The sequence below is a fragment of the Enterobacter sp. ku-bf2 genome, from assembly GCF_001742765.1.
Classification (GTDB): domain Bacteria; phylum Pseudomonadota; class Gammaproteobacteria; order Enterobacterales; family Enterobacteriaceae; genus Enterobacter; species Enterobacter quasiroggenkampii.
Genome location: NZ_MDVW01000012.1, coordinates 470,673 through 493,298, shown reverse-complemented (window position 1 = coordinate 493,298; position 22,626 = coordinate 470,673). Strand labels below are relative to the sequence as shown.

Annotated in this window: 21 protein-coding genes and 3 tRNA genes; 11 read left to right on the top strand and 13 right to left on the bottom strand. The window is 56.3% G+C overall.

From position 1 onward, the window contains the following. Window position 1: 1 nt before the first annotated feature. The 6 genes from BFG58_RS14685 to syd form a co-directional block, all read right to left on the bottom strand. Window positions 2-1,342 (bottom strand): enolase C-terminal domain-like protein, encoded by a 1,341-nt coding sequence (locus BFG58_RS14685; RefSeq protein WP_069720018.1) that lies wholly within the window; start codon window positions 1,340-1,342, stop codon window positions 2-4. Next, window positions 1,342-2,697, bottom strand: a complete 1,356-nt coding sequence (gudP, locus tag BFG58_RS14680; RefSeq protein ID WP_032675441.1) for a galactarate/glucarate/glycerate transporter GudP — start codon at window positions 2,695-2,697, stop codon at window positions 1,342-1,344. The genes BFG58_RS14685 and gudP overlap by 1 nt, the downstream gene beginning before the upstream one ends. Before the next feature lie 332 nt (window positions 2,698-3,029). Then, a complete protein-coding gene (locus BFG58_RS14675) occupies window positions 3,030-3,479 on the bottom strand; it encodes a flavodoxin (RefSeq protein ID WP_023294459.1) in 450 nt (149 codons plus the stop codon). A gap of 24 nt (window positions 3,480-3,503) precedes the next feature. Further along, a complete protein-coding gene (gene truC, locus BFG58_RS14670) occupies window positions 3,504-4,280 on the bottom strand; it encodes a tRNA pseudouridine(65) synthase TruC (RefSeq protein ID WP_069720017.1) in 777 nt (258 codons plus the stop codon). Then, on the bottom strand, window positions 4,277-4,606 hold the full coding sequence (locus tag BFG58_RS14665; RefSeq protein ID WP_023309024.1) for a YqcC family protein: 330 nt from the start codon (window positions 4,604-4,606) through the stop codon (window positions 4,277-4,279). Before BFG58_RS14665 ends, truC begins: the two co-directional genes overlap by 4 nt. Window positions 4,607-5,238: 632 nt before the next feature. Then, window positions 5,239-5,784, bottom strand: a complete 546-nt coding sequence (gene syd, locus BFG58_RS14660; RefSeq protein WP_069720016.1) for a SecY-interacting protein — start codon at window positions 5,782-5,784, stop codon at window positions 5,239-5,241. Window positions 5,785-5,853: 69 nt separating this feature from the next. Here syd and queF point away from each other — a divergent pair, with 69 nt between their 5' ends. The 5 genes from queF to xni all read left to right on the top strand — a co-directional run bounded on the left by queF (window position 5,854) and on the right by xni (window position 12,289). After that, complete coding sequence (queF, locus tag BFG58_RS14655) at window positions 5,854-6,696, top strand: NADPH-dependent 7-cyano-7-deazaguanine reductase QueF (protein WP_069720015.1); 843 nt, start codon at window positions 5,854-5,856, stop codon at window positions 6,694-6,696. Window positions 6,697-6,812: 116 nt separating this feature from the next. After that, the gene (gene ppnN / locus BFG58_RS14650; protein WP_008499641.1) at window positions 6,813-8,177 is read left to right on the top strand and encodes a nucleotide 5'-monophosphate nucleosidase PpnN; all 1,365 of its coding nucleotides are present in this window, start codon (window positions 6,813-6,815) and stop codon (window positions 8,175-8,177) included. 515 nt (window positions 8,178-8,692) lie between these two features. Further along, window positions 8,693-9,988 (top strand): HAAAP family serine/threonine permease, encoded by a 1,296-nt coding sequence (locus BFG58_RS14645; RefSeq protein ID WP_008499642.1) that lies wholly within the window; start codon window positions 8,693-8,695, stop codon window positions 9,986-9,988. Between the two features lie 65 nt (window positions 9,989-10,053). Continuing rightward, window positions 10,054-11,421 (top strand): L-serine ammonia-lyase II, encoded by a 1,368-nt coding sequence (gene sdaB / locus BFG58_RS14640; RefSeq protein ID WP_008499643.1) that lies wholly within the window; start codon window positions 10,054-10,056, stop codon window positions 11,419-11,421. A 112-nt stretch (window positions 11,422-11,533) separates the two neighbouring features. Further along, window positions 11,534-12,289 (top strand): flap endonuclease Xni, encoded by a 756-nt coding sequence (xni, locus tag BFG58_RS14635; protein WP_069720014.1) that lies wholly within the window; start codon window positions 11,534-11,536, stop codon window positions 12,287-12,289. A 62-nt stretch (window positions 12,290-12,351) separates the two neighbouring features. On the opposite strand, the gene rlmM is transcribed toward xni, so the two are convergent. The 4 genes from rlmM to BFG58_RS14615 form a co-directional block, all read right to left on the bottom strand. Continuing rightward, a complete protein-coding gene (gene rlmM, locus BFG58_RS14630; RefSeq protein WP_048029185.1) occupies window positions 12,352-13,452 on the bottom strand; it encodes a 23S rRNA (cytidine(2498)-2'-O)-methyltransferase RlmM in 1,101 nt (366 codons plus the stop codon). After that, complete coding sequence (locus BFG58_RS14625; protein WP_008499646.1) at window positions 13,445-13,840, bottom strand: DUF423 domain-containing protein; 396 nt, start codon at window positions 13,838-13,840, stop codon at window positions 13,445-13,447. The genes rlmM and BFG58_RS14625 overlap by 8 nt, the downstream gene beginning before the upstream one ends. Before the next feature lie 39 nt (window positions 13,841-13,879). After that, on the bottom strand, window positions 13,880-14,797 hold the full coding sequence (gene gcvA, locus BFG58_RS14620; protein WP_008499647.1) for a glycine cleavage system transcriptional regulator GcvA: 918 nt from the start codon (window positions 14,795-14,797) through the stop codon (window positions 13,880-13,882). Between the two features lie 349 nt (window positions 14,798-15,146). After that, window positions 15,147-15,374 carry a YgdI/YgdR family lipoprotein gene (locus BFG58_RS14615; RefSeq protein WP_008499648.1) on the bottom strand — a complete coding sequence of 76 codons (228 nt, stop codon included), beginning with the start codon at window positions 15,372-15,374 and terminating at the stop codon, window positions 15,147-15,149. A 192-nt stretch (window positions 15,375-15,566) separates the two neighbouring features. Between BFG58_RS14615 and csdA the strand changes: the two genes are divergently transcribed. Together csdA and csdE are read left to right on the top strand one after the other, a co-directional pair. After that, window positions 15,567-16,772: a cysteine desulfurase CsdA gene (gene csdA / locus BFG58_RS14610; protein ID WP_069720013.1), complete on the top strand. Its 1,206-nt coding sequence runs from the start codon at window positions 15,567-15,569 to the stop codon at window positions 16,770-16,772. After that, window positions 16,772-17,218, top strand: a complete 447-nt coding sequence (gene csdE / locus BFG58_RS14605) for a cysteine desulfurase sulfur acceptor subunit CsdE (RefSeq protein ID WP_069720012.1) — start codon at window positions 16,772-16,774, stop codon at window positions 17,216-17,218. The genes csdA and csdE overlap by 1 nt, the downstream gene beginning before the upstream one ends. Here the strand turns inward: csdE and tcdA are convergent. Together tcdA and mltA are read right to left on the bottom strand one after the other, a co-directional pair. Beyond that, window positions 17,209-18,015 (bottom strand): tRNA cyclic N6-threonylcarbamoyladenosine(37) synthase TcdA, encoded by an 807-nt coding sequence (gene tcdA / locus BFG58_RS14600; RefSeq protein ID WP_006811804.1) that lies wholly within the window; start codon window positions 18,013-18,015, stop codon window positions 17,209-17,211. The genes csdE and tcdA overlap by 10 nt on opposite strands. Before the next feature lie 75 nt (window positions 18,016-18,090). Continuing rightward, a complete protein-coding gene (mltA, locus tag BFG58_RS14595; protein ID WP_021241890.1) occupies window positions 18,091-19,188 on the bottom strand; it encodes a murein transglycosylase A in 1,098 nt (365 codons plus the stop codon). 208 nt (window positions 19,189-19,396) lie between these two features. On the opposite strand from mltA, the gene BFG58_RS14590 reads away from it, so the two are divergent. The 3 genes from BFG58_RS14590 (at window position 19,397) to BFG58_RS14580 (ending at window position 19,715) form a co-directional block, all read left to right on the top strand. Next, window positions 19,397-19,473, top strand: a tRNA-Met gene (locus BFG58_RS14590). 44 nt (window positions 19,474-19,517) lie between these two features. Then, a tRNA-Met gene (locus tag BFG58_RS14585) sits at window positions 19,518-19,594 on the top strand. 44 nt (window positions 19,595-19,638) lie between these two features. Then, window positions 19,639-19,715 (top strand) — tRNA-Met (locus tag BFG58_RS14580). A gap of 87 nt (window positions 19,716-19,802) precedes the next feature. On the opposite strand, the gene amiC is transcribed toward BFG58_RS14580, so the two are convergent. After that, window positions 19,803-21,056, bottom strand: coding sequence for an N-acetylmuramoyl-L-alanine amidase AmiC (gene amiC, locus BFG58_RS14575; protein WP_021242006.1), 1,254 nt, complete (start codon window positions 21,054-21,056; stop codon window positions 19,803-19,805). 227 nt (window positions 21,057-21,283) lie between these two features. Here amiC and argA point away from each other — a divergent pair, with 227 nt between their 5' ends. After that, entirely contained in the window at window positions 21,284-22,615 is a 1,332-nt protein-coding gene (argA, locus tag BFG58_RS14570) for an amino-acid N-acetyltransferase (RefSeq protein ID WP_069720011.1), read from the top strand. The last annotated feature ends 11 nt before the right edge of the window (window positions 22,616-22,626 follow it).

Here is a 22,626-nt window from a genome sequence, read left to right as displayed (position 1 = left end):
ATCAGTGACGTCCGAAAACAGGGCGCTTACGGTCAAATGTCCAGCCGGAAATAAGGTACTGCATCGGGCCCGCGTCGTTACGCGCGCCGCCCGGCAATTTTTTATACGCCTCATGGGCTTTCTGGATCCGATCCCAGTCCAGCTCCACGCCCAGGCCCGGCGCATCCGGTACGGCAATTTTGCCCTCTGTGATTTCCAGCGGATTTTTCGTCAGGCGGGCTTCCCCTTCCTGCCAAATCCAGTGGGTGTCGATGGCGGTCGGGTTACCCGGCGCTGCGGCGCCAACGTGGGTAAACATCGCCAGCGAAATATCAAAGTGATTGTTCGAGTGACAGCCCCAGGTGAGCCCCCAGTCATCGCACAGCTGGGCCACGCGCACTGCGCCGGAGAGCGTCCAGAAGTGCGGGTCCGCCAGCGGTATGTCGACGGCGTTCAGCATCACCGCGTGCCCCATTTCGCGCCAGTTCGTGGCGACCATATTGGTCGCCACCGGCAGCCCGGTGGCACGACGGAACTCGGCCATCACTTCGCGGCCCGAGAAGCCCTGCTCCGCGCCGCAGGGGTCTTCCGCATAGGTCAGAACATCCCCCAGCCCTTTGCACAGGCTAATGGCTTCATCCAGCAGCCATGCGCCGTTGGGATCGACGGTGATCCGTGCATCCGGGAAGCGCCGTTTCAGCGCCCGGGCCGTTTCAATCTCCTGCTCGCCGGGCAGCACGCCGCCCTTCAGCTTGAAATCCTTAAAGCCGTAGCGATCCTGCGCCGCCTCGGCCAGCCGCACCACCGCGTCGCTGGAGAGCGCTTCCTGGTGGCGCAACTGATACCAGTCGTGGTCGCCCGCGGTTCGGGCCAGATAGGGGAGGTCGGTTTTATTGCGATCGCCAACGTAGAACAGATAGCCCAGCACGGTGACTGCATCGCGCTGTTTGCCGGGCCCCAGCAGTTCGCAGACCGGGACATTGAGCGCCTTCCCCAGTAAATCAAGCAGAGCCGCTTCCAGGGCAGCGACCGCGTTGACGCGCAGTTCAAACGTCCAGGCACCTTTACCGAACGTCTCAAAGTCAGCCGACTGATTGCCCTTATGCACCCGCTGAACCACCTTGTTCAGGCGGGCAATCTCCTGCCCCACGACCTGCGGAATGGCATCGACCAGCGTCTGGTAAATCACCTCTCCGCCTGGCGCCTCGCCCACGCCGGTATTTCCTGCGCTGTCTTTCAGCACGACGATATTACGGGTAAACCAGGCGTTATGCGCACCGCCAATATTGAGCAGCATGCTGTCCTGCCCGGCCACCGGGATGACCTTCATCTCAGTGATGGTTGGGCTCGATTGCGTTGTCATCAGCCACGCTCCGCAACAGGTTTAAGTTCGACGCGTTTGATATCCCCCACCAGCACCAGGTAACTCAGCACCGCCACCAGCGCATGCACACCCACGTAGATTAGCGCACCGTTGAACGATCCGGTGGTGCCGACGATGTAGCCGATAGCGATGGGTGTAACAATCCCGGAGATATTGCCGAACATGTTGAACAGACCGCCGCTCAGACCGCTGATCTCTTTCGGGGCCGTATCCGCCATCACCGCCCAGCCCAGCGCGCCAATACCTTTGCCGAAGAAGGCCATCGCCATAAAGCCGATAATCATCCACTCGGCATTGACGTAGTTACAGAACACCATGGTCATGGAGAGCAGCATACCGAGCACGATAGGCGTTTTACGCGCGATGTTCAGGGAACCGGTGCGGCGCATCAGCCAGTCGGAAATGACCCCGCCGAGCACGCCTCCCACGAAGCCGCAGATGGCCGGAACCGAGGCGACAAACCCCGCTTTAAGAATCGACATGCCGCGTGCCTGCACCAGGTAAACCGGGAACCAGGTGATGAAAAAGTAGGTCAAGGCGTTGATACAGTACTGGCCCAGATAGATCCCGATCATCATGCGCGAACCGACGAGCTGCCTGATCTGCGCCCATTTCTGGCTGAACGGGACTTTCGCCGTCGAGGATTTCTGATCCATGTTGATCAGCGCGCCGCCTTCTGCGATGTACTCCAGCTCTTTTTTGTTTACGCCAGGATGCTGGTTGGGTTCGTGGATCACTTTCAGCCAGATAAAGCTGATGACGATCCCGAGTCCGCCCATAAAGAAGAACACGTGCGACCAGCCCACCTCATGGGTCAGCCAGCCCATAATGGGCGCAAAGATCACCGTCGCGAAGTACTGTGCGGAGTTAAAAATCGCCACCGCCGTTCCCCTCTCCTGCGCCGGGAACCAGGCCGCCACAATGCGGCTGTTGCCCGGGAAAGAAGGCGCTTCCGCTAACCCCACCAGGAAGCGCAGCGTGAAGAGCGCCACGATAATGCCGAAGCCGCTGAAGATATCGACGAAGCCCTGCAGCAGGGTAAAGGCAGACCAGATGAAGATGGACCAGAAATAGACCCGTTTAGAGCCAAAGCGGTCCAGCAGCCAGCCGCCAGGAATTTGCCCGATGACGTAGGCCCACGAGAAGGCGGAGAAAACGTAACCCATGCCCACGGGATCGAGGCCGATATCTTTTGCCATTTCCGAGCCGGCAATCGACAGCGTGGCGCGGTCACCATAGTTAAAGGACGTGACGATAAACAGCATCACCACTATCCAGTAGCGGGCATTAGTGCGCTTTTCAGCGCTGCTCGCTGCGTGGCTTAATGAACTCATTGTTGCACTCCTGAAACATAGCTTTCGCCTGATTCATTCTGTACAGCACCGGTAGGGTAAGCAGAATGAGATAGATTTTGTCGTTTTGGTACGGCCTGAAGCCGTTTTATCGTGACCGGGAAAGTATATGAAGGAGTGCCTCTTCACCTCACCGTGCAAAAACACAGTATTAAAGGGTGTGAGGGAGGTTGTTTAGGGCATAAGCCCAGAGGAGTGGAAGGTGGTTCACGGAAATGGCGTTTGGGGCGGGGGTAATGCCGGGTGGCGGCTACGCCTGACCCGGCCTGGAAAACCCGTAGGCCCGCGCAAGCGAAGCGCCGCCGGGCAGCGTGTTATTTGAGAAGTGAGGCCCAGTTCTCCACCCACGGGTTTGATTCGCTTTCTGGCTCCGGGTGCTCACCCGCATCAATCAGCAGCATCTCGCCCACGCGCTGGGCGCTCTGCTCCTGCAGGAGCGCATCGAACTGCTTGCCGCCGCCGCAGAAGTTAGCGTAAGAGCTATCGCCGAGGGCGATGATGCCGTAGTGAACATCTGGCTGATAGCCAAGCTGGTCTTTAATGCCCTGGAACAGCGGCACGATGCTGTCCGGCAGATCGCCCTGCCCGGTGGTGGAGGTCACCACCAGAATGTATTTATCTTTATACTTTTCCCAGTCCGCCAGCTCCGGATCTTCATAGACCGTGGCTTTATGACCCTGGCTTGCCAGAATCGCCTCCGCCTCTTCCGCGACCAGCAGCGAGTTGCCGTACATTGTGCCGACAAAAATGCCTACTTCAGCCATGCTATTTTCCCATATTGAATGCGCTTACTCTTCATCCTGAACGTTGCCCGATACAAACTCAACCCTTTCATTTTCGGGGAGTTGTCCGAGCCAGCCAAACTGTGACAGCGCCTGCATCCAGACGTCGTCCAGCCCCGCGCGGATAGTCAGCGGCTCGCCGGTAAACGGGTGCGTCAGGCTGAGCTCGCTTGCGTGTAACATCAGACGATGGCAGCCAAAATGCTCGGCCGCGCTGCGGTTCTGGCGCAAATCACCGTGTTTGCTGTCGCCAATAATCGGGTGGCGCAGATGCGCAAGATGGCGTCGCAGCTGGTGCTTACGCCCGGTTTTGGGCAGAAGCTCAACCAGGCTGTAGCGTGTGGTCGGAAATTTGCTGGTGGCCACCGGCATTTCCGTCGTCGCCATGCCGCGATAATCCGTCACGGCCGGCTGCGGGTCTTTGTCATCCCGGGCAAATTTATCGGCGATTTTGTCCAGTTCCTCCACCAGCGGGTAGTCCAGGGTGGCGGACTCGGTCAGCCAGCCACGCACGACCGCGTGATAGCGCTTCTGGATCTGGTGCTGTTCGAACTGCTGCGCCAGCAGACGGCCAGCTTCGCTGGAAAGCCCCATCAGCAGCACGCCGGAGGTCGGCCTGTCGAGGCGATGGGCGGTAAACACATGCTGACCAATCTGGTCGCGAACGGTCTGCATCACCACCACTTTCTCGTCGCGATCCAGCCAGCTGCGGTGCACCAGCCAGCCTGACGGTTTATTCACCGCCACCAGCCACTCGTCCTGATAGAGGATCTCAAGCGTCATGCATCTTCACCGGCAAACAGGGCATCCAGTTTTTCCAGTTCGACCAGCATGACGTCGCGCGCAGGGTGCGTCGCTTCGAGCGCCATTTCATAATAGGGAGAGACAGCAAACGCCTGCGGCAAGGGGTGCCCCCCCTCAAGCAGGGCGTGCATGCGCGGAATTAACACCCACTGCAGCCACTCGAAAGGCGCCAGCGTATCCAGGCAGAAGGGCTGGGTGCTGGCGAACGCTTCTGGCTGCGGCGCGGTCTCCTGCCACAGCTGATGTTGGCGCAAAAGGGCTTCGATGGCGTGCAACTGAGCACGAACGCTATCGTGTTGCGTCATAGTAACCTCAACTGAAAAAGTGAACGGCGCGCAGCATAGCATTGCGAAAGGCAGAAATAAAAAAAGGGAGCACTGTAAAAACAGTGCTCCCGGTTCGTTCCGCAGCATTCCAGCTACAATTCGTGCTCCCTGCTCATCCGTGACAACTTTTCCTGAAGCCCGAAGGCCTGGTCATCCGTCTACCTTTCGCATCCTGCACACATCTTCCTGACGTGTTTGTTTCATCCTGAAACGTCCTGGCCTTCCTGACCCACCGACCATCCTGACCGGCTCTCGTTCTCCTTCCTGGAGGTGTCCCTTACGCATCCTGCGTTATCCACTTTGCTTCATCCTGAAGCCTTCCTGCAGCGCCATCCTGACGAGTCCTGTGTGAGAAACGCCATCATCCTGATGTTCGTTTCTCGTGTCGGCTTCCTGTCGACGGAGATAGAATCCGCTATTCCGCTTCGTCTTACAACCCACTCAGCCAGCGTTGTAAGACGCCGGGACTCCCTAAAAATAATAGGATGAACAACTAATCCATTGAAAAATAGAGTGATATTAATCTGAATTTAATGAGGTAATACTGAATGTTCCAGCGATCTCTCACAAACCTTGTAAGAGATCTCTCACACGCGCTGTAGCAGCATGGATTACAGAAGGGGCTCAAGTCGGGTGAGGAAATCCGCAAGAGAGGGGGCGAGAGTCTCGCGATTGCGGGTACCGATAGTCTCTTTGATCACTTCACCTGACAGGTTACAGACGGAGATAACGTCCAGCTCGCTGTCCAGCGTGGCGATAAAGAGCGTCGGAGAAAGCCTAAGGCGTTTTTGCGTGACCAGATGACCGATCAGGTTTTCCTGAACACGCTGCAGATCGTCTTCGCTCCAGGTCTGCAACAGCGTCAGCGTCATGTCCGCAAAGCGCGCGGGCATATCCCCTGCAAACTGCGTGGCATAAAACGCATGAACCGCCGGTTGTACCACAATGTCCATTGCCCGTTCAACCGCATTTACATTCTGCTCGCCGGTATTCGGCTTCGGCTGCCAGATCACGTAATCATCAAGCGAAGAGATAATGCACGGCGAAGGGACGCCATATAAATCAGCACTTTGCGGCCACGTGCCCTGCTTTTCATGCCATGCATCGCAGTAGCGGGTCGTAAAGGTAGTGAGGGCATTTGCAGTTTCGATGTCCACCGATTTCTCTCTTCTTGTCAGACAGGATAAACTCAGGCCATAAGTGTACCTGTAAAGTGGCTATGAAACATGTCTTACGAAAATCATCAGGCGTTAACCGGCTTAACGCTGGGTAAATCGACCGATTACCGCGATACCTACGATGCAAGCCTGCTGCAGGGCGTGCCGCGTAGCCTGAACCGCGATCCTCTGGGACTGCACGCGGACGCCCTGCCGTTCGTGGGGGGCGATATCTGGACGCTGTACGAACTCTCGTGGCTCAACGCGCGCGGCCTGCCGCAGGTGGCGGTGGGCCACGTTGAGCTGGACTACGCCAGCGTGAATCTCGTCGAGTCGAAAAGCTTTAAGCTCTATCTCAACAGTTTTAACCAGACAAAATTCAGCTCCTGGGATGATGTTCAGCACACCCTGGAACGTGATTTAAGCGCCTGCGCGCAGGGAAAGGTGAGCGTCTCACTGTATCGCCTGCACGAGCTGGAAGGCCAGCCGGTCGCCCACCTCAACGGAACCTGCATCGACGATCAGGATATCGAGGTGGAGAATTATGAATTCAGCGCGGACTACCTCGAAAACGCGGCGAGCGGCAAGGTGGTCGAAGAGACGCTGGTCAGCCATCTGCTGAAATCCAACTGTCTGATCACGCATCAGCCGGACTGGGGCTCGGTGCAGATCCAGTACCGCGGCCCGAAAATTGACCGGGAGAAGCTGCTGCGCTACCTGGTGTCGTTCCGCCATCACAATGAATTCCACGAGCAGTGCGTGGAGCGCATCTTTAGCGATATTCAGCGCTTCTGCCAGCCAGAAAAATTGAGCGTTTACGCGCGCTACACCCGCCGCGGCGGTCTGGACATTAACCCGTGGCGCACCAATACCGATTTTGTGCCGGCGACGGGCCGGCTGGTGCGTCAGTAATATAAATATTTTCACAATATGCGCGGTATCTTCCGCGCTTTGGGTTGTGAAACGTCACGCGCCAGGGCTATTGTAATCAACAGGGAAAGACGATAATCGTCCCGTAAGGAGCTCACTTGATTACACATATTAGCCCGCTTGGCTCAATGGATATGTTGTCGCAGCTGGAAGTGGACATGCTTAAACGCACGGCCAGCAGCGATCTTTATCAACTGTTTCGTAACTGTTCACTTGCCGTTCTGAACTCCGGAAGCCTGACAGATAACAGTAAAGAACTGCTGTCCCGCTTCGAAAGCTTTGATATCAACGTGCTGCGCCGCGAGCGCGGCGTGAAGCTTGAAGTCATCAACCCGCCGGAAGAGGCGTTTGTCGACGGACGCATCATCCGTTCACTTCAGGCTAACCTGTTTGCCGTGCTGCGTGACATCCTGTTTGTTAACGGGCAGATCCACAACGCAGGCCGTTTCCAGCATCTCGATCTGGAAAGCTCGGTCCATATCACCAACCTGGTGTTCTCCATTTTGCGCAACGCCCGTGCCCTGCACGTGGGTGAAGCGCCGAACATGGTCGTCTGCTGGGGCGGTCACTCCATTAACGAAACCGAATACCTTTATGCGCGTCGGGTGGGCACCCAGCTTGGCCTGCGCGAGCTGAATATCTGTACCGGCTGTGGTCCGGGTGCGATGGAAGCGCCAATGAAAGGTGCCGCAGTGGGTCACGCGCAGCAGCGCTACAAAGAGGGACGGTTTATCGGCATGACCGAGCCGTCCATCATCGCCGCAGAGCCACCTAACCCGCTGGTTAACGAACTGATTATCATGCCGGATATCGAGAAACGTCTTGAAGCGTTTGTCCGTATCGCCCACGGCATCATCATCTTCCCGGGCGGCGTGGGGACAGCGGAAGAGCTGCTCTATCTGCTGGGTATTCTGATGAACCCGGCCAACAAAGATCAGGTTCTGCCGCTGATCCTGACCGGGCCAAAAGAGAGCGCCGACTACTTCCGCGTGCTGGACGAGTTTATCGTGCACACGCTGGGTGAAGCCGCGCGTCGTCACTATCGCATCATCATCGACGATGCTGCGGAAGTGGCGCGTCAGATGAAAAAAGCGATGCCGCTGGTGAAAGAGAACCGTCGCGATACCGGGGATGCCTACAGCTTTAACTGGTCAATCCGCATTGCACCGGATCTGCAGATCCCGTTCGAGCCTTCACACGAGAATATGGCGAACCTGAAACTTTACCCGGATCAGCCGGTGGAAGTCCTGGCCGCCGATCTGCGTCGCGCCTTCTCCGGGATTGTGGCGGGCAACGTCAAAGAGGTCGGTATCCGCGCCATTGAGCAGTACGGTCCGTACAAGATCCACGGCGATCCGGAGATGATGCGCCGTATGGATGACATGCTTCAGGGCTTTGTCGCCCAGCACCGCATGAAGCTGCCGGGCTCTGCCTATATTCCTTGCTACGAAATCTGCACCTGACGCTTAGCGATATCTCATCAAAGCCGGGGCGCCCTGTTGCGCGTCCCGGCTTTTTTTATTCCTGATGTAATTCATAGGCATCACTTATATCTTTTACAAAGTTGCCACATACGCAAACGATTACCTGCAATTTGCAACCGTAAATTATCAGCCTTAATCCAAATTACCTGCCAGAAAATACTAAAAACCCATTTCTTTACAGCGAAAGACACCTATATCACGGGACGGTCTTTCAGCGCACATGTCGTTGGTGGTAGCCTTCGCGCCCGTAAATTCTCTTTGATGTTTTTTTAACAGATTAATGGTCTAAAGATGCCCACATCATAAGTGGATTATTGCATTTGGGATCACGATCACTGATAGATTCATAACTAGAATGTATCTTTCCGCCCGCCAATAGTTACGGGCAAAAATTATTAAAAAACCGTCACTGAACGAATTTCATATTACCGTCAGGCACTTTTTCATCGGATTTGACTAAAAACCTGACAATTCGCTTCCTCCAGGAGATACAGATGGAAACCACTCAAACCAGCACCGTTGCTTCGATTGAATCCCGAAGTGGTTGGCGCAAAACGGATACCATGTGGATGCTTGGCCTTTACGGCACGGCAATCGGCGCTGGTGTACTGTTCCTTCCTATCAACGCAGGCGTCGGCGGTCTGATCCCGCTGATCATTATGGCTATCATTGCTTTCCCGATGACCTTCTTTGCACACCGCGGTCTGACCCGCTTCGTGCTGTCCGGTAAAAACCCGGGTGAAGACATCACTGAAGTGGTTGAAGAGCATTTCGGCGTGGGCGCAGGTAAACTGATTACCCTGCTCTACTTCTTCGCGATTTACCCTATCCTGCTGGTTTACAGCGTGGCGATCACCAACACCGTTGAAAGCTTCATGCTGCACCAGCTGCACATGACGCCACCACCGCGTGCCATCCTGTCTCTGATCCTGATTGTCGGCATGATGACCATCGTGCGCTTCGGCGAGCAGATGATTGTGAAAGCGATGAGCGTACTGGTGTTCCCGTTTGTGGCCGCACTGATGCTGCTGGCCTGCTACCTGATCCCACAGTGGAACGGTGCAGCGCTGGAAACCCTGTCCCTGAGCAGCGCGTCTGCGACCGGTAACGGCCTGCTGATGACCCTGTGGCTGGCGATCCCGGTAATGGTCTTCTCCTTCAACCACTCTCCTATCATCTCCTCTTTCGCCGTGGCGAAACGTGAAGAGTACGGCAATGGTGCAGAGAAGAAGTGCTCCAGCATTCTGGCACGCGCTCACATCATGATGGTGCTGACCGTTATGTTCTTCGTCTTCAGCTGCGTACTGAGCCTCTCCCCGGCGGACCTGGCGGCAGCGAAAGAGCAGAACATCTCTATTCTGTCTTACCTGGCGAACCACTTTAACGCACCGCTGATTGCGTGGATGGCACCGATCATCGCGATGATCGCCATCACCAAATCCTTCCTGGGCCACTACCTGGGCGCACGTGAAGGCTTCAACGGTATGGTGATTAAATCTCTGCGCGGTAAAGGCAAGAGCATTGAAATCAACAAGCTGAACAAAATCACTGCACTGTTCATGCTGCTCACCACCTGGGCGGTAGCGACGCTGAACCCAAGCATCCTGGGCATGATTGAAACCCTGGGCGGCCCGGTCATCGCGATGATTCTGTTCCTGATGCCGATGTACGCGATTCAGAAAGTCCCGGCTATGCGTAAGTACAGCGGTCATGTCAGCAACGTCTTTGTGGTTATCATGGGGCTTATCGCTATCTCTGCGATCTTCTACTCCCTGTACACCATGTTCTGATTCTCACCCGCGCCGTCCCCGGACGGCGCACTCCCTCCTCTCTGACTGAAAGCAATGGACGCATCATGATTAGCGTATTCGATATTTTCAAAATCGGTATTGGTCCTTCCAGCTCTCACACCGTCGGACCGATGAAAGCCGGTAAGCAGTTCACGGATGACTTGATTGCACGCGGCATCTTGCACGACATCACCCGCGTGGTTGTCGATGTATACGGCTCGCTTTCCCTGACCGGGAAAGGCCACCACACCGATATCGCCATTATCATGGGCCTGGCGGGAAACCTGCCGGACACCGTTGATATTGATGCGATCCCTGGCTTTATCCAGGACGTGAACACCCACGGGCGCCTGCTGCTGGCGAACGGCGAGCATGAGGTTGAATTCCCGGTTGACCATTGCATGAATTTCCATGCGGACAACCTGTCGCTGCACGAAAACGGTATGCGCATCACCGCGCTGGCCGGCGACAAAGCGGTATACAGCCAGACTTATTACTCTATCGGCGGCGGTTTTATCGTCGACGAAGACCACTTTGGTCAAACCAGTACTTCCTCTGTCGAGGTGCCGTATCCGTACAAAACGGCGGCAGACCTCCAGCGCCACTGCCAGGAGACGGGCCTTTCCCTCTCCGGTCTGATGATGAAAAACGAGCTGGCGCTGCACAGCAAAGAGGAGCTGGAACAGCACTTCGCTAACGTCTGGGACGTGATGCGCGGCGGTATTGAGCGCGGGATCACCACCGAAGGCGTTCTGCCGGGCAAGCTTCGCGTACCGCGTCGTGCGGCAGCGCTGCGCCGTATGCTGGTGAGCACCGACAAAACGACAACGGACCCGATGGCCGTGGTGGACTGGATCAACATGTTCGCCCTGGCGGTAAACGAAGAAAACGCCGCAGGGGGCCGTGTGGTCACCGCGCCGACCAACGGTGCCTGCGGCATCGTTCCGGCGGTACTGGCGTACTACGACAAGTTTATCCGTGAAGTGAATGCGAACTCGCTGGCGCGCTACCTGCTGGTGGCCAGTGCGATTGGTTCTCTGTATAAGATGAACGCCTCCATTTCCGGTGCGGAAGTAGGCTGTCAGGGTGAAGTCGGCGTGGCGTGCTCCATGGCGGCAGCCGGTCTGGCGGAGCTCTTGGGCGCAAGCCCGGCGCAGGTGTGCATTGCTGCGGAAATCGGCATGGAACACAACCTGGGGCTGACCTGTGACCCGGTTGCCGGCCAGGTACAGGTTCCGTGTATCGAGCGTAACGCGATTGCCTCCGTGAAGGCGGTGAACGCGGCGCGTATGGCGCTGCGCCGCACCAGCGAACCGCGCGTCTGTCTCGATAAGGTTATCGAGACCATGTACGAAACCGGTAAAGATATGAACGCCAAATACCGCGAAACCTCTCGCGGCGGCCTGGCGATGAAGATCGTAACCTGCGATTAAGCCTCTCAGGAAGCCTCGTTTTGCGAGGCTTCTTCCTGTTTTCCCCACCATTCATAGTTTCATGCTGCTGACAGTGTTACCCTTCATGCATTAGATAGAAGGGAGATTATCTGTGGCCGTTCATTTACTTATCGTCGATGCACTTAACCTGATTCGCCGTATCCATGCGGTACAGGGGACGCCTTGTAAAGACACCTGCCTGCACGCGCTGGAACAGCTTATCCGCCACAGTGAACCCACCCATGCGGTCGCGGTATTTGATGACGAAGCCCGCAATACGGGCTGGCGGCACCAGCGTCTGCCCGACTACAAAGCAGGACGCGCACCGATGCCGGACGATCTTCACGCCGAATTGCCCATGCTGCGCGCCGCATTTGAACTGCGGGGCGTCCCCTGCTGGGGCGCCCAGGGAAATGAAGCCGACGATCTCGCAGCCACCCTGGCCGTAAAGGTGGCGAGTGCCGGGCATCAGGCCACTATCGTTTCTACAGACAAAGGCTACTGCCAGCTGCTCTCCCCCACTATCCGTATTCGCGACTATTTTCAAAAACGCTGGCTGGACGCGCCGTTCATCGCCAGCGAGTTTGGCGTATCGCCAGAGCAACTGCCGGATTACTGGGGCCTGGCTGGCATCAGCAGTTCTAAAGTACCGGGAGTGGCCGGGATTGGGCCGAAGAGCGCCGCGCAGTTGCTGACCGATTTTCAGAGTCTGGAAGGCATTTACGCCCGTCTGGACGAGGTGCCAGAAAAATGGCGCAAGAAGCTGGAGGCGCATAAAGAGATGGCGTTTATCTGCCGGGAAATCGCAACGCTACAGACGGATTTACAGCTGGACGGGAATTTACAGCAGTTAAGGTTAGAACGTTAAAGCGACGACACGGTTTTGTAGGCCCGGTAAGCGCAGCGCCACCGGGCAAAACAAAGCACGTACTATCGCTCGTCGCGACGCCCGCCTACGGCCGCCCACCAGCGACGAATATGCACCGTCACCTCTTCGCGGTCGTGATACAGCTGACGTGCCTGGATCTCCACGTTAATCCCGTGTTCGTCCATCTGCTCCTGAATGTAGGCCAGGTTCTGCGACACTTCCTCATAGCGCTTTTTCATCGGCAGCTTGAGGTTGAAAATGGTCTCGCGACACCAGCCGTTTACCAGCCAGGAGGCCATCAGCGCAGCCACTTTCGCCGGTTTCTCAACCATGTCGCACACCATCCATGAGATGTTGTTACGGTTCGGGCGATAGCGGAAGCCGTCTTCACGCAACCAGGTGACCTGCCCGGTGTCCATCAGGCTTTGCGCCATTGGGCCGTTATCGACGGACGATACCCACATGTTGCGTTTCACCAGCTGATAGGTCCAGCCGCCCGGGCACGCGCCGAGATCGACGGCGTACATGCCGTTTGCCAGACGCTCATCCCACTCATCCGCCGGGATAAAGACGTGGAACGCCTCTTCCAGCTTGAGCGTGGAACGGCTTGGCGCATCGGCCGGGAAGCGCAGACGCGGGATGCCCATAAAGAAAGGAGAGTTGTTGGTGGTGTACGAATAGCCCGTATAGCAGCAGCCCGGTGCGATAAAGAAGATATGCACCACCGGACGCTTCGGCGTTTCGTAGTTCGTCAGCACGCCCGCATCACGCAGCGCCGCACGCAGCGGAACGGTGAACTTACGGCAGAATTTCATCAACTCTTTACTTTCGTTGGTATCCGCCACTTCAACGCGCAGATCGCCGCCCTTCTCCACCACGCCCTGCAGCATGCCGACAATGGGGGTGATGCGGTCTTCCGGGGGAAGATCCTTCAGCAACTCACCCGCGACAAACATCTGGCGCGCAAAGATCAGCGAGCTGAACGGCAGCTCGCGTGCCAGCTTATCCGCATCTTCAGGCTGATAGCATTCAAAAACCACGTAACCCGCGTTTTCTTTTACGCGAGCAAAGCCGAAGATTTCGCGCTTCGCCGCTTTATCGGTAATTTCCGCGGCGCACTCTTTCTCAAACCCCGGGCGACAATATAAAACAACCTTATTCATGAACAACGCCCTTGCGTTTCAGACGGATAGCTCCGATAAACATTAATACCCAACCCGCCAGGAAGCTGACGCCGCCGACAGGTGTAACAAACGCCCACAGGCGTAAATGCGAAAGTGCCAGACAGTAGAGGCTGCCGCTAAAAAGCACCGTGCCCAGCGCCAGGAAGACGCTGCTCCAGTAAAACCAGATGCTGATACGGCGCTGCATCGCCACCGCCAGCCCAAAGATCGCCAGCGTATGGAACGCCTGATATTCAAGGCCGGTCTGGATCCAGCCCATCTCTACAGCGCCCAACGACTTGCTTAAGACATGTGCGCCGAAGGCGCCCAGTGCAACAAAAATAAAGCCACTCACCGCGGCAAAAATCAGCATGAATCGGCTGGTCATGTTTAAGTCCTGAATTAATGCGTGCCCGGCACACAAACGTTATTGTTCATACCTGAAGCGGAATTTTTCTTGCTCGCTTGCCGCTTTCGCCAGTATCCACTGCCGGAAGGCGGCTATTTTACCCAGTTCTGCCTGACTGTCATGACAAACCAGATAAAACGCATTCTTGCTGACCAGTACATCATTAAAAGGGCAGACCAGGCGACCTGCCTCAATTTCGGACTGCGCCATGACGTTATTCGCCAACGCCACGCCCTGCCCGTGAATGGCAGCCTGTAACACCATCGCACTGTGGCTAAAGATGGGTCCCTGCTGCACGTTTATATGAGTAAGACCTAATTGACGGGTATAAGTTTGCCAGTCGCGTCGAGAGGCATCATGTAAAAGCGTATGCTGCGCCAGGTCAGCGGGGGACTTCAGCGCCTTGTCACCCGTTAACAGCAGGGGAGAACAGACCGGCAGGAGATATTCTGCGTATAATTTCTCAACACGCAAGCCCGGCCAGTTACCGCGACCATAAAAAATCGCGACGTCCACGTCATCGGCCAGCTTGTCTTCCTGACGATCCACGGCCTGGATTCGAACGTCTATCCCCGGATAAGCTGAGTTAAAGCTTGAGAGTCTTGGCACCAGCCACTGAATGGCAAAACTGGGCAATAAACTGACGGTCAGGGCACCTTTTGCACTGCGGGCCTGTAGCTTACGCGTGGCTTCAGTGAGCTGCGAAAAAATCTCTTTAATATCCTGAAAATAGCTCTGCCCCTCTTCGGTCAACAGCAACGAGCGGTTGCGTCGACGAAACAGCTTAAGGCCCAGAAAATCCTCCAGAGACTTGATTTGGTGACTTACTGCGGCCTGTGTCACAAAAAGCTCATCGGCTGCACGGGTGAAGCTCAGGTGACGTGCTGCTGCATCAAAAACACGTAATGCGTTGAGGGGGGGCAATCGCTTTGACATGGTTATCTGGCTTAGATGTTAACGGAATTTAACAAATAGGAAACAACGTTTAACCTATTAGTTTTTTTTATCTGAGCCATTATAATTTGTCCGTTGAGGAACTACCAGCAAATACCTATAGTGGCGGCACTTCCTGAGCCGGAACGAAGAGCTTTTTTCGGAATGCGTGTTCTGAAGGGCTTTTGGCTTACGGTTGTGATGTTGTGTTGTTGTGTTTGCAATTGGTCTGCGATTCAGACCACGGTAGCAACGCTACCAATTTTTCACTTCCTGTACATTTACCCTGTCTGTCCATAGTGATTAATGTAGCACCGCCAATTTGCGGTGCTTTTTTTTCGCCTGCGATCTGTTAATGCTCGATCTCTTTCATCTCTTTCACGTCCGTGCGGTTGATTTGCTGCTTGTTCCCGTTAGCATCTTTGTACGAAATCATCCCGGTATCGTTATCGGTTGTCGGTTTCCCTTCCGAAACGATGGAACGACCATCGTTGGTGTGCATCACGTAGTTGTTACCGGAACAGGCGCTCAGGGCAAAAGTAAACGCACAGGCAGAGATGATTGCAGCTGTCTTATTCATGATTATTCTCCTTTAGCAATTAATGCTATTCAAACCTCGATTTATAACAGGCTAAAACATCCGCCTAACACTATTTAGCATAACCTGCTTTTTTGGGGTCATCAGGATAAGCAGACAATTCCGATAGATATCAACCTCCTTGCCCTGCCGCTGAAATTGCGCGACGATCGTGATATTGAAATGAGGAATCCCATGAACGCTTTCAGTCCTGCGCAGTTCCGCGCACAGTTTCCGGCGCTGGCCGATGCCGGTATTTATCTGGACAGTGCCGCCACCGCCCTCAAGCCACAGGCGGTCATTGACGCCACGCAGCAGTTCTACAGCCTGAGCGCCGGGAACGTGCATCGCAGCCAGTTTGCCGAAGCGCAGCGATTAACCGCGCGCTATGAAGCGGCGCGCGATCGGGTTGCGCACCTGATCAATGCCGAAAGCGGGAAGAGCATCGTCTGGACGCGCGGCACCACCGAGGCCATCAATATGGTGGCCCAGTGCTACGCGCGCCCGCTACTTCAACCGGGCGATGAGATCGTCGTCAGCGAGGCGGAACATCACGCCAACCTGGTGCCGTGGCTGATGGTGGCCGAACAAACGGGTGCACGCGTGGTGAAGCTTCCGCTTGGCGCAGACCTTCTGCCCGATGTGGCCCGTCTCCCCGAGTTGATTACCCCCCGCAGCCGCATTCTGGCGCTCGGACAGATGTCCAACGTTACCGGTGGTTGCCCGGACCTGGCTCAGGCTATTCGGATAGCCCATGCCAGCGGGATGGTGGTGATGGTCGACGGCGCGCAGGGCGTGGTGCACTTCCCGGCCGACGTGCAGGCGCTGGATATCGACTTCTATGCCTTCTCAGGGCACAAGCTCTACGGACCAACCGGTATAGGGGCGTTGTACGGCAAGCCGGAACTGCTGGCAAAAATGACGCCGTGGCTCGGGGGCGGCAAGATGATCACCGAAGTGACTTTTGACGGTTTCAAAACGCAGGATGTGCCTTACCGCCTGGAAGCCGGTACGCCGAACGTGGCGGGTGTCATTGGCCTAAGCGCGGCGCTGGAGTGGCTGGCAGAAACAGACGTTGTTCAGGCTGAAAGCTGGAGCCGGGGACTGGCGACGCTGGCAGAGGAAGAACTGAAGAAGCGCACGGGTTTCCGCTCGTTCCGCGTTCAGGACTCAAGCCTGCTCGCCTTTGATTTTACGGGTGTGCATCACAGCGACATGGTGACGCTGCTGGCCGGGTATGGCATCGCCCTGCGCGCCGGGCAGCACTGCGCGCAGCCGCTGCTGGCGGCGCTCGGCGTGAGCGGTACGCTGCGTGCCTCGTTCGCGCCCTATAACACACAAAGCGATGTTGACGCGCTGGTCGCTGCCGTTGACCGCGCGCTTGAAATACTGGTGGATTAATGACTCACGCTGCTTTAGCCGGACATCCGTTTGGCACCGTCATCACTGAAGAGACGTTAAAACAGATCTTTGCCCCGCTTTCACAATGGGAAGATAAATATCGCCAGCTGATTCTTCTTGGTAAGCAATTACCGCCCCTCTCTGACGATCTCAAGGCGCAGGCGAAAGAGATCGCTGGCTGTGAAAACCGCGTCTGGCTGGGCGTAAGCGTTTCCGGCGAGAAACTGCACTTCTTCGGCGACAGTGAAGGCCGCATCGTCCGGGGCCTGCTGGCCGTATTGTTGACGGCAGTGGAAGGGAAAAGCGCGGCGGAACTGCTGGCGCATTCGCCGCTGGCGCTATTTGATGAGCTGGGGCTGCGCGCGCAGCTCAGCGCCTCGCGCGGTCAGGGGTTGATCGCGCTCAGCGACGCGGTACTGGACGCCGCCCGTCAGGCTCAGGCCTGACGTTCCGCCTTCGCCATCATCTTCTTCAGGGCGTGAGACACCGCCACAAAGCCGAAGGAAGCGGTCACCATGGTGGCCGCGCCAAAGCCTGAGGCACAATCCATTCTTTTTGGCCCTTCCGCCGTGCTTTTCATCGCACACACGGAGCCATCCGCCTGCGGGTAGACCAGCGCTTCGGTCGAGAACACGCAGTCAACGCCCAGCTTGCCTTTGCTGTTTTTCACAACATTAAAGTCGCTTTTCAGGCGTTCACGCAACTTGGCGGCAAGAGGATCCTGAATGGTTTTCGCCAGATCGGCCACCTGGATCTGCGTCGGATCGATTTGCCCGCCCGCGCCGCCGGTCGTCACCAGTGGGACCTTGTAACGACGACAGTAGGCGATCAGCGCGGCTTTTGGACGCACGCTGTCGATGGCGTCAATCACATAGCTGTAGCCTTTGCTCATGTACTCCGCGACGTTATCTGCCGTCACAAAGTCGTCGATCACCGTCACGCGGCACTCCGGGTTGATCAAACGGATGCGCTCCGCCATGACCTCAGATTTTGCCAGGCCGACATTATCACGCAGGGCGTGGATTTGACGGTTGGTGTTGGTGACGCACACGTCATCCATATCAATCAGCGTGATTGCGCCAATACCGGTTCTCGCCAGCGCTTCTGCGGCCCACGACCCCACACCACCAATGCCCACGACGCAGACATGCGCATCCGCAAACAGCTGCAGGGCTTTTTCACCATAGAGACGTGCCGTGCCGCCAAAACGCTGGCGCCAGGCATCGCTGATTACCACAGACATAACACCTCAGATGTAAAAAGGGTGAGGTTCTCCTCACCCTGAACAGTAATCCGTATTGCGCTCAGAATACCACAATCAGCCGCTGAATACGTTCCCGGCACCCGGTGCGGCCTTCAGTACCCACACGCGTCCGTAGTGGTTATACCAGCCTGCACGGTGGCCTGCATCCGGGCCAATGCCCTGATAGATATCGAAGTGCTGACCTTTGATCGCGCCGCCGACGTCCAGCGCCACCATCAGACGCAGCTCATACTGGCCGTTGAACTTGCCGTTGTTGTCCAGCAGCGGGACCTCTGCCAGCAGCGTGGTGCCCGCAGGAATAATCGAACGATCCGATGCCACCGACGCACGGCCAATCAGCGGTACCGCACTCGCCCCTTTCACCGGCGCGAAGTTTTGCGGTTTAAAGAAGACGAACGACGGGTTCTGCTCCAGCAGCTCACGCACCTCGGCCTCGCTGTGCTTTTCGCCCCACTCGCGGATCGCCTGCATCGACATGTCTTCTTTCTTCACTTCGCCGCGGTCGATCAGCACCTTGCCAATACTGCGATAGGCGTGGCCGTTTTTACCGGAATAGCTGAAGAAGTTAAGCGGTGAACCGTCGCCAAAATCAATGTAGCCGCTGCCCTGAACGTCCATGATGAAGTTATCCATCAGGGAGTTGCTGTAGGCCAGAACGTAATTTTCACTCAGCGCACCGGCGTAGATTTCGGCGCGCGACGGCAGACGACCGCGTTTTGGCGGCATACGGTAGATAGGGTACTGGAATTCGCCCTGACGCGTGTGTCGCGCCTGGATAACCGGGGTGTAGTAGCCGGTAAACTGAACGTTGCCGTAGTTATCGGCCCCTTCCATCTGCCAGGCGTCGATACCAAACTGGCGCATGTTGCGCGTATCGCCGCCCGCCCGCAGCCAGTCCTGTACCGCGCTATAAACGTTATTCTGTGCGCTATATAAACGCGGTGACGCGTTGCGGATCTGGTAGACCTGCTCGGAGAAATCACCGGCATTAATCGGTGCGCCGACAGCATCAGGCTGATTAACTAAAGAGAAAGGCTGGGATAACTTCCCGTCTTTATACTGTTGACCGCGATCGGTCGGTTTGGAAGAACAGGCCGCAAGAATCGCTACCATTGCGCCCGCCATCAGATACTTCGCCCAACGTCCTTTCATTCTGTCTCGTCTTTAAGTTGCCCATTTCCGCGTGATGAAGATAACAAACCGCCAGGGCTAATGAAATGCGATCGCATGCCCTTTGGCAAATTTTGCGCAAAAAATAGTCCAAATAGCGCCATGTCGTTCAATTTGCATACAAAATCATGATAAATGTGAAAAAGGGGTTGCATCACAAACCTATCCGAGTATAGTGCGCATCCACGGACGCGGGGTGGAGCAGCCTGGTAGCTCGTCGGGCTCATAACCCGAAGGTCGTCGGTTCAAATCCGGCCCCCGCAACCAATTAAAATTTGATGAAGTATCTTCTACGACAGTAGAAAGACGGACGCGGGGTGGAGCAGCCTGGTAGCTCGTCGGGCTCATAACCCGAAGGTCGTCGGTTCAAATCCGGCCCCCGCAACCAATCAAATTTGAAGAAGTAAGCTTCTACAAGAGTAGAAAGACGGACGCGGGGTGGAGCAGCCTGGTAGCTCGTCGGGCTCATAACCCGAAGGTCGTCGGTTCAAATCCGGCCCCCGCAACCAACACTTCTAAAACAATAAACACCCTTAAGGGTGTTTTTTTGTATCTGTCGTTTGTGAATTTGCCGGGCGTAAACCCGGCCAAAAGATCTACCCGCGCCGCGCCAGCGTCGCCCCGTCAGAGAAATACGCACGAATCCCTGCCAGAATCGACTCCGCCACCTCCTGCTGGAATTTTGCCGTCTTGAGCTTACGCTCCTCTTCCACGTTACTGATAAACGCGGTTTCAACCAGGATGGACGGGATGTCCGGTGCCTTAAGTACCGCAAATCCGGCCTGTTCAACGCTGTTCTTATGCAGCTTATTGATGTTGCCCAGCTTGCCCAGCACCGCTTTACCAAACTTCAGGCTGTCGTTAATGGTCAGCGACTGCACCATATCGAACATGGTGTGGTCGACGTAGCGATCGCCGCTTTTGCTCACGCCACCGATCAGATCCGAGGCGTTCTGGGTGTCCGCCAGGTATCTCGCGGCGGTACTGGTTGCGCCTTTGGTTGAGAGCGCAAACACCGACGAGCCGCTTGGCTGACGGCTGGTAAACGCATCCGCATGGATCGAGACGAACAAATCTGCGCGCTGCTTCTGCGCTTTCGCCACCCGGACCTTCAGCGGAATAAAGACGTCTTCATTGCGCGTCATATAGGCGCGCATATTGCCTTCTTTATCAATCAACGCCTTCAGACGACGGGCAATTTGCAGGACCACGTCTTTTTCGCGCGTGCGGTATTTCCCCACCGCGCCGGAGTCTTCGCCGCCATGGCCTGGATCGAGCATGATCACAATCGGACGATCGCGCCCTGCTTTCCCCGGCTGCGGACCGCTTTGCGCCGGCGGAACCTGACGCTGCAGATCGCCCTTGTTGTAGTCCTCCAGCAGAGCGAGAAGCGGATCCTGAATATCCGTCGCATTGGCCGGGTAGAGATCCATGACCAGGCGCTCTTTGAACGTCGCGACAGGCGCCAGGGCAAACAGCTGCGGCTTCACGTTCTGCTTCAGTTCAAACACCATGCGCACGGTTTGCGGATCGAACTGCCCGACGCGCGCCGATTTAATAAACGGATCGTCACCGCGGATCTGCGCCGCCATCCCTTTCAGCACGGAGTTAAGGTTAACGCCTTCGAGATCCACCACCACACGTTCCGGGTTGCTGAGAGCAAATTGCTTATATTTCAGCACGCGATTGGATTCGACCGTCACGCGCGTATAGGTCGACGATGGCCAGACGCGCACCGCCACGACCTGACTGGTGGCGGCAAGACCGACCTGACTGACGCTAAGCAACCACATTGCCCCGGCCCCTTTTAACAAACGGCGGCGGCTTATTGCTGAATTGGATCCCGACATGCTTCTCCCGAGCAAGAACACTGACTGATATACAAAATCTCCAGATTGACCGAAAACTTTAACGAATGACTCATAAACTGTCATCTATAAAAGGGTAAACAATCATACGCTAACGCACGGATTACTTATCATTTTCTGTGGGTCGCGGAAAATTTGCGCTTGCACACGCGGCCACAATCGAATAAAAATACAGAAATTACGAATAAACATTCATTAAGGGTTGTGCCATGGTGAAGGAACGTAGAACCGAACTGGTCCAGGGATTCCGCCATTCTGTTCCCTATATCAACGCCCATCGGGGAAAAACGTTTGTCATCATGCTTGGCGGCGAAGCCATTGAGCATGAAAATTTTTCCAGCATCGTCAATGACATTGGCCTGCTGCACAGCCTGGGGATCCGCCTGGTGGTGGTCTATGGCGCGCGCCCGCAGATCGACGCCAACCTGGCCGCTCACCAGCACGAGCCGATTTACCACAAACATACCCGCGTCACCGATGCCAAAACCCTTGAGCTGGTGAAGCAGGCGGCAGGTCTGCTGCAGCTGGATATTACCGCTCGCCTGTCCATGAGCCTGAACAACACGCCGCTGCAGGGCGCGCATATCAACGTCGTGAGCGGCAACTTCATCATTGCCCAGCCGCTCGGCGTGGACGATGGCGTAGATTACTGCCACAGCGGCCGCATTCGTCGTATTGATGAAGAAGCCATACACCGCCAGCTGGACAGCGGAGCCATCGTCCTGATGGGCCCGGTCGCCGTTTCAGTGACCGGCGAAAGCTTTAACCTCACCTCAGAAGAGATCGCCACGCAGCTGGCGATCAAGCTGAAGGCGGAAAAAATGATTGGGTTCTGCTCCTCCCAGGGCGTCGTGAACGATGAAGGAACGATCGTGCCGGAACTCTTCCCGAATGAAGCCCAGGCCCGCGTGGAGGCGCTGGAAGCTGAAGGCGATTACTACTCCGGCACCGTCCGCTTCCTGCGTGGCGCCGTGAAGGCCTGCCGCAGCGGCGTGCGCCGTAGCCACCTGATCAGCTATCAGGAAGATGGCGCCCTGCTGCAGGAGTTGTTCTCCCGCGACGGTATTGGTACGCAGATTGTCATGGAGAGCGCGGAGCAGATACGCCGCGCCACCATCAACGATATCGGCGGTATTCTGGAACTGATCCGCCCGCTGGAACAGCAGGGTATTCTGGTGCGTCGTTCACGCGAGCAACTGGAGATGGAGATCGACAAATTCACCATTATTCAGCGCGATAACCTGACCATCGCCTGCGCCGCGCTCTATCCGTTCCCGGAAGAGAAGATCGGTGAAATGGCCTGCGTGGCGGTGCATCCTGATTACCGCAGCTCTTCACGCGGTGAAATGCTGCTTGAGCGCGTGGCGGCACAGGCGCGCCAGATGGGGCTGAGCAAGCTGTTCGTCCTGACGACGCGCAGCATTCACTGGTTCCAGGAGCGCGGGTTCACGCCGGTGGATATCGACTCCCTGCCGGAAACGAAGAAAGAGATGTACAACTATCAGCGCCGTTCAAAAGTGCTGATGGCAGATCTGGGATGATACGACGCCCT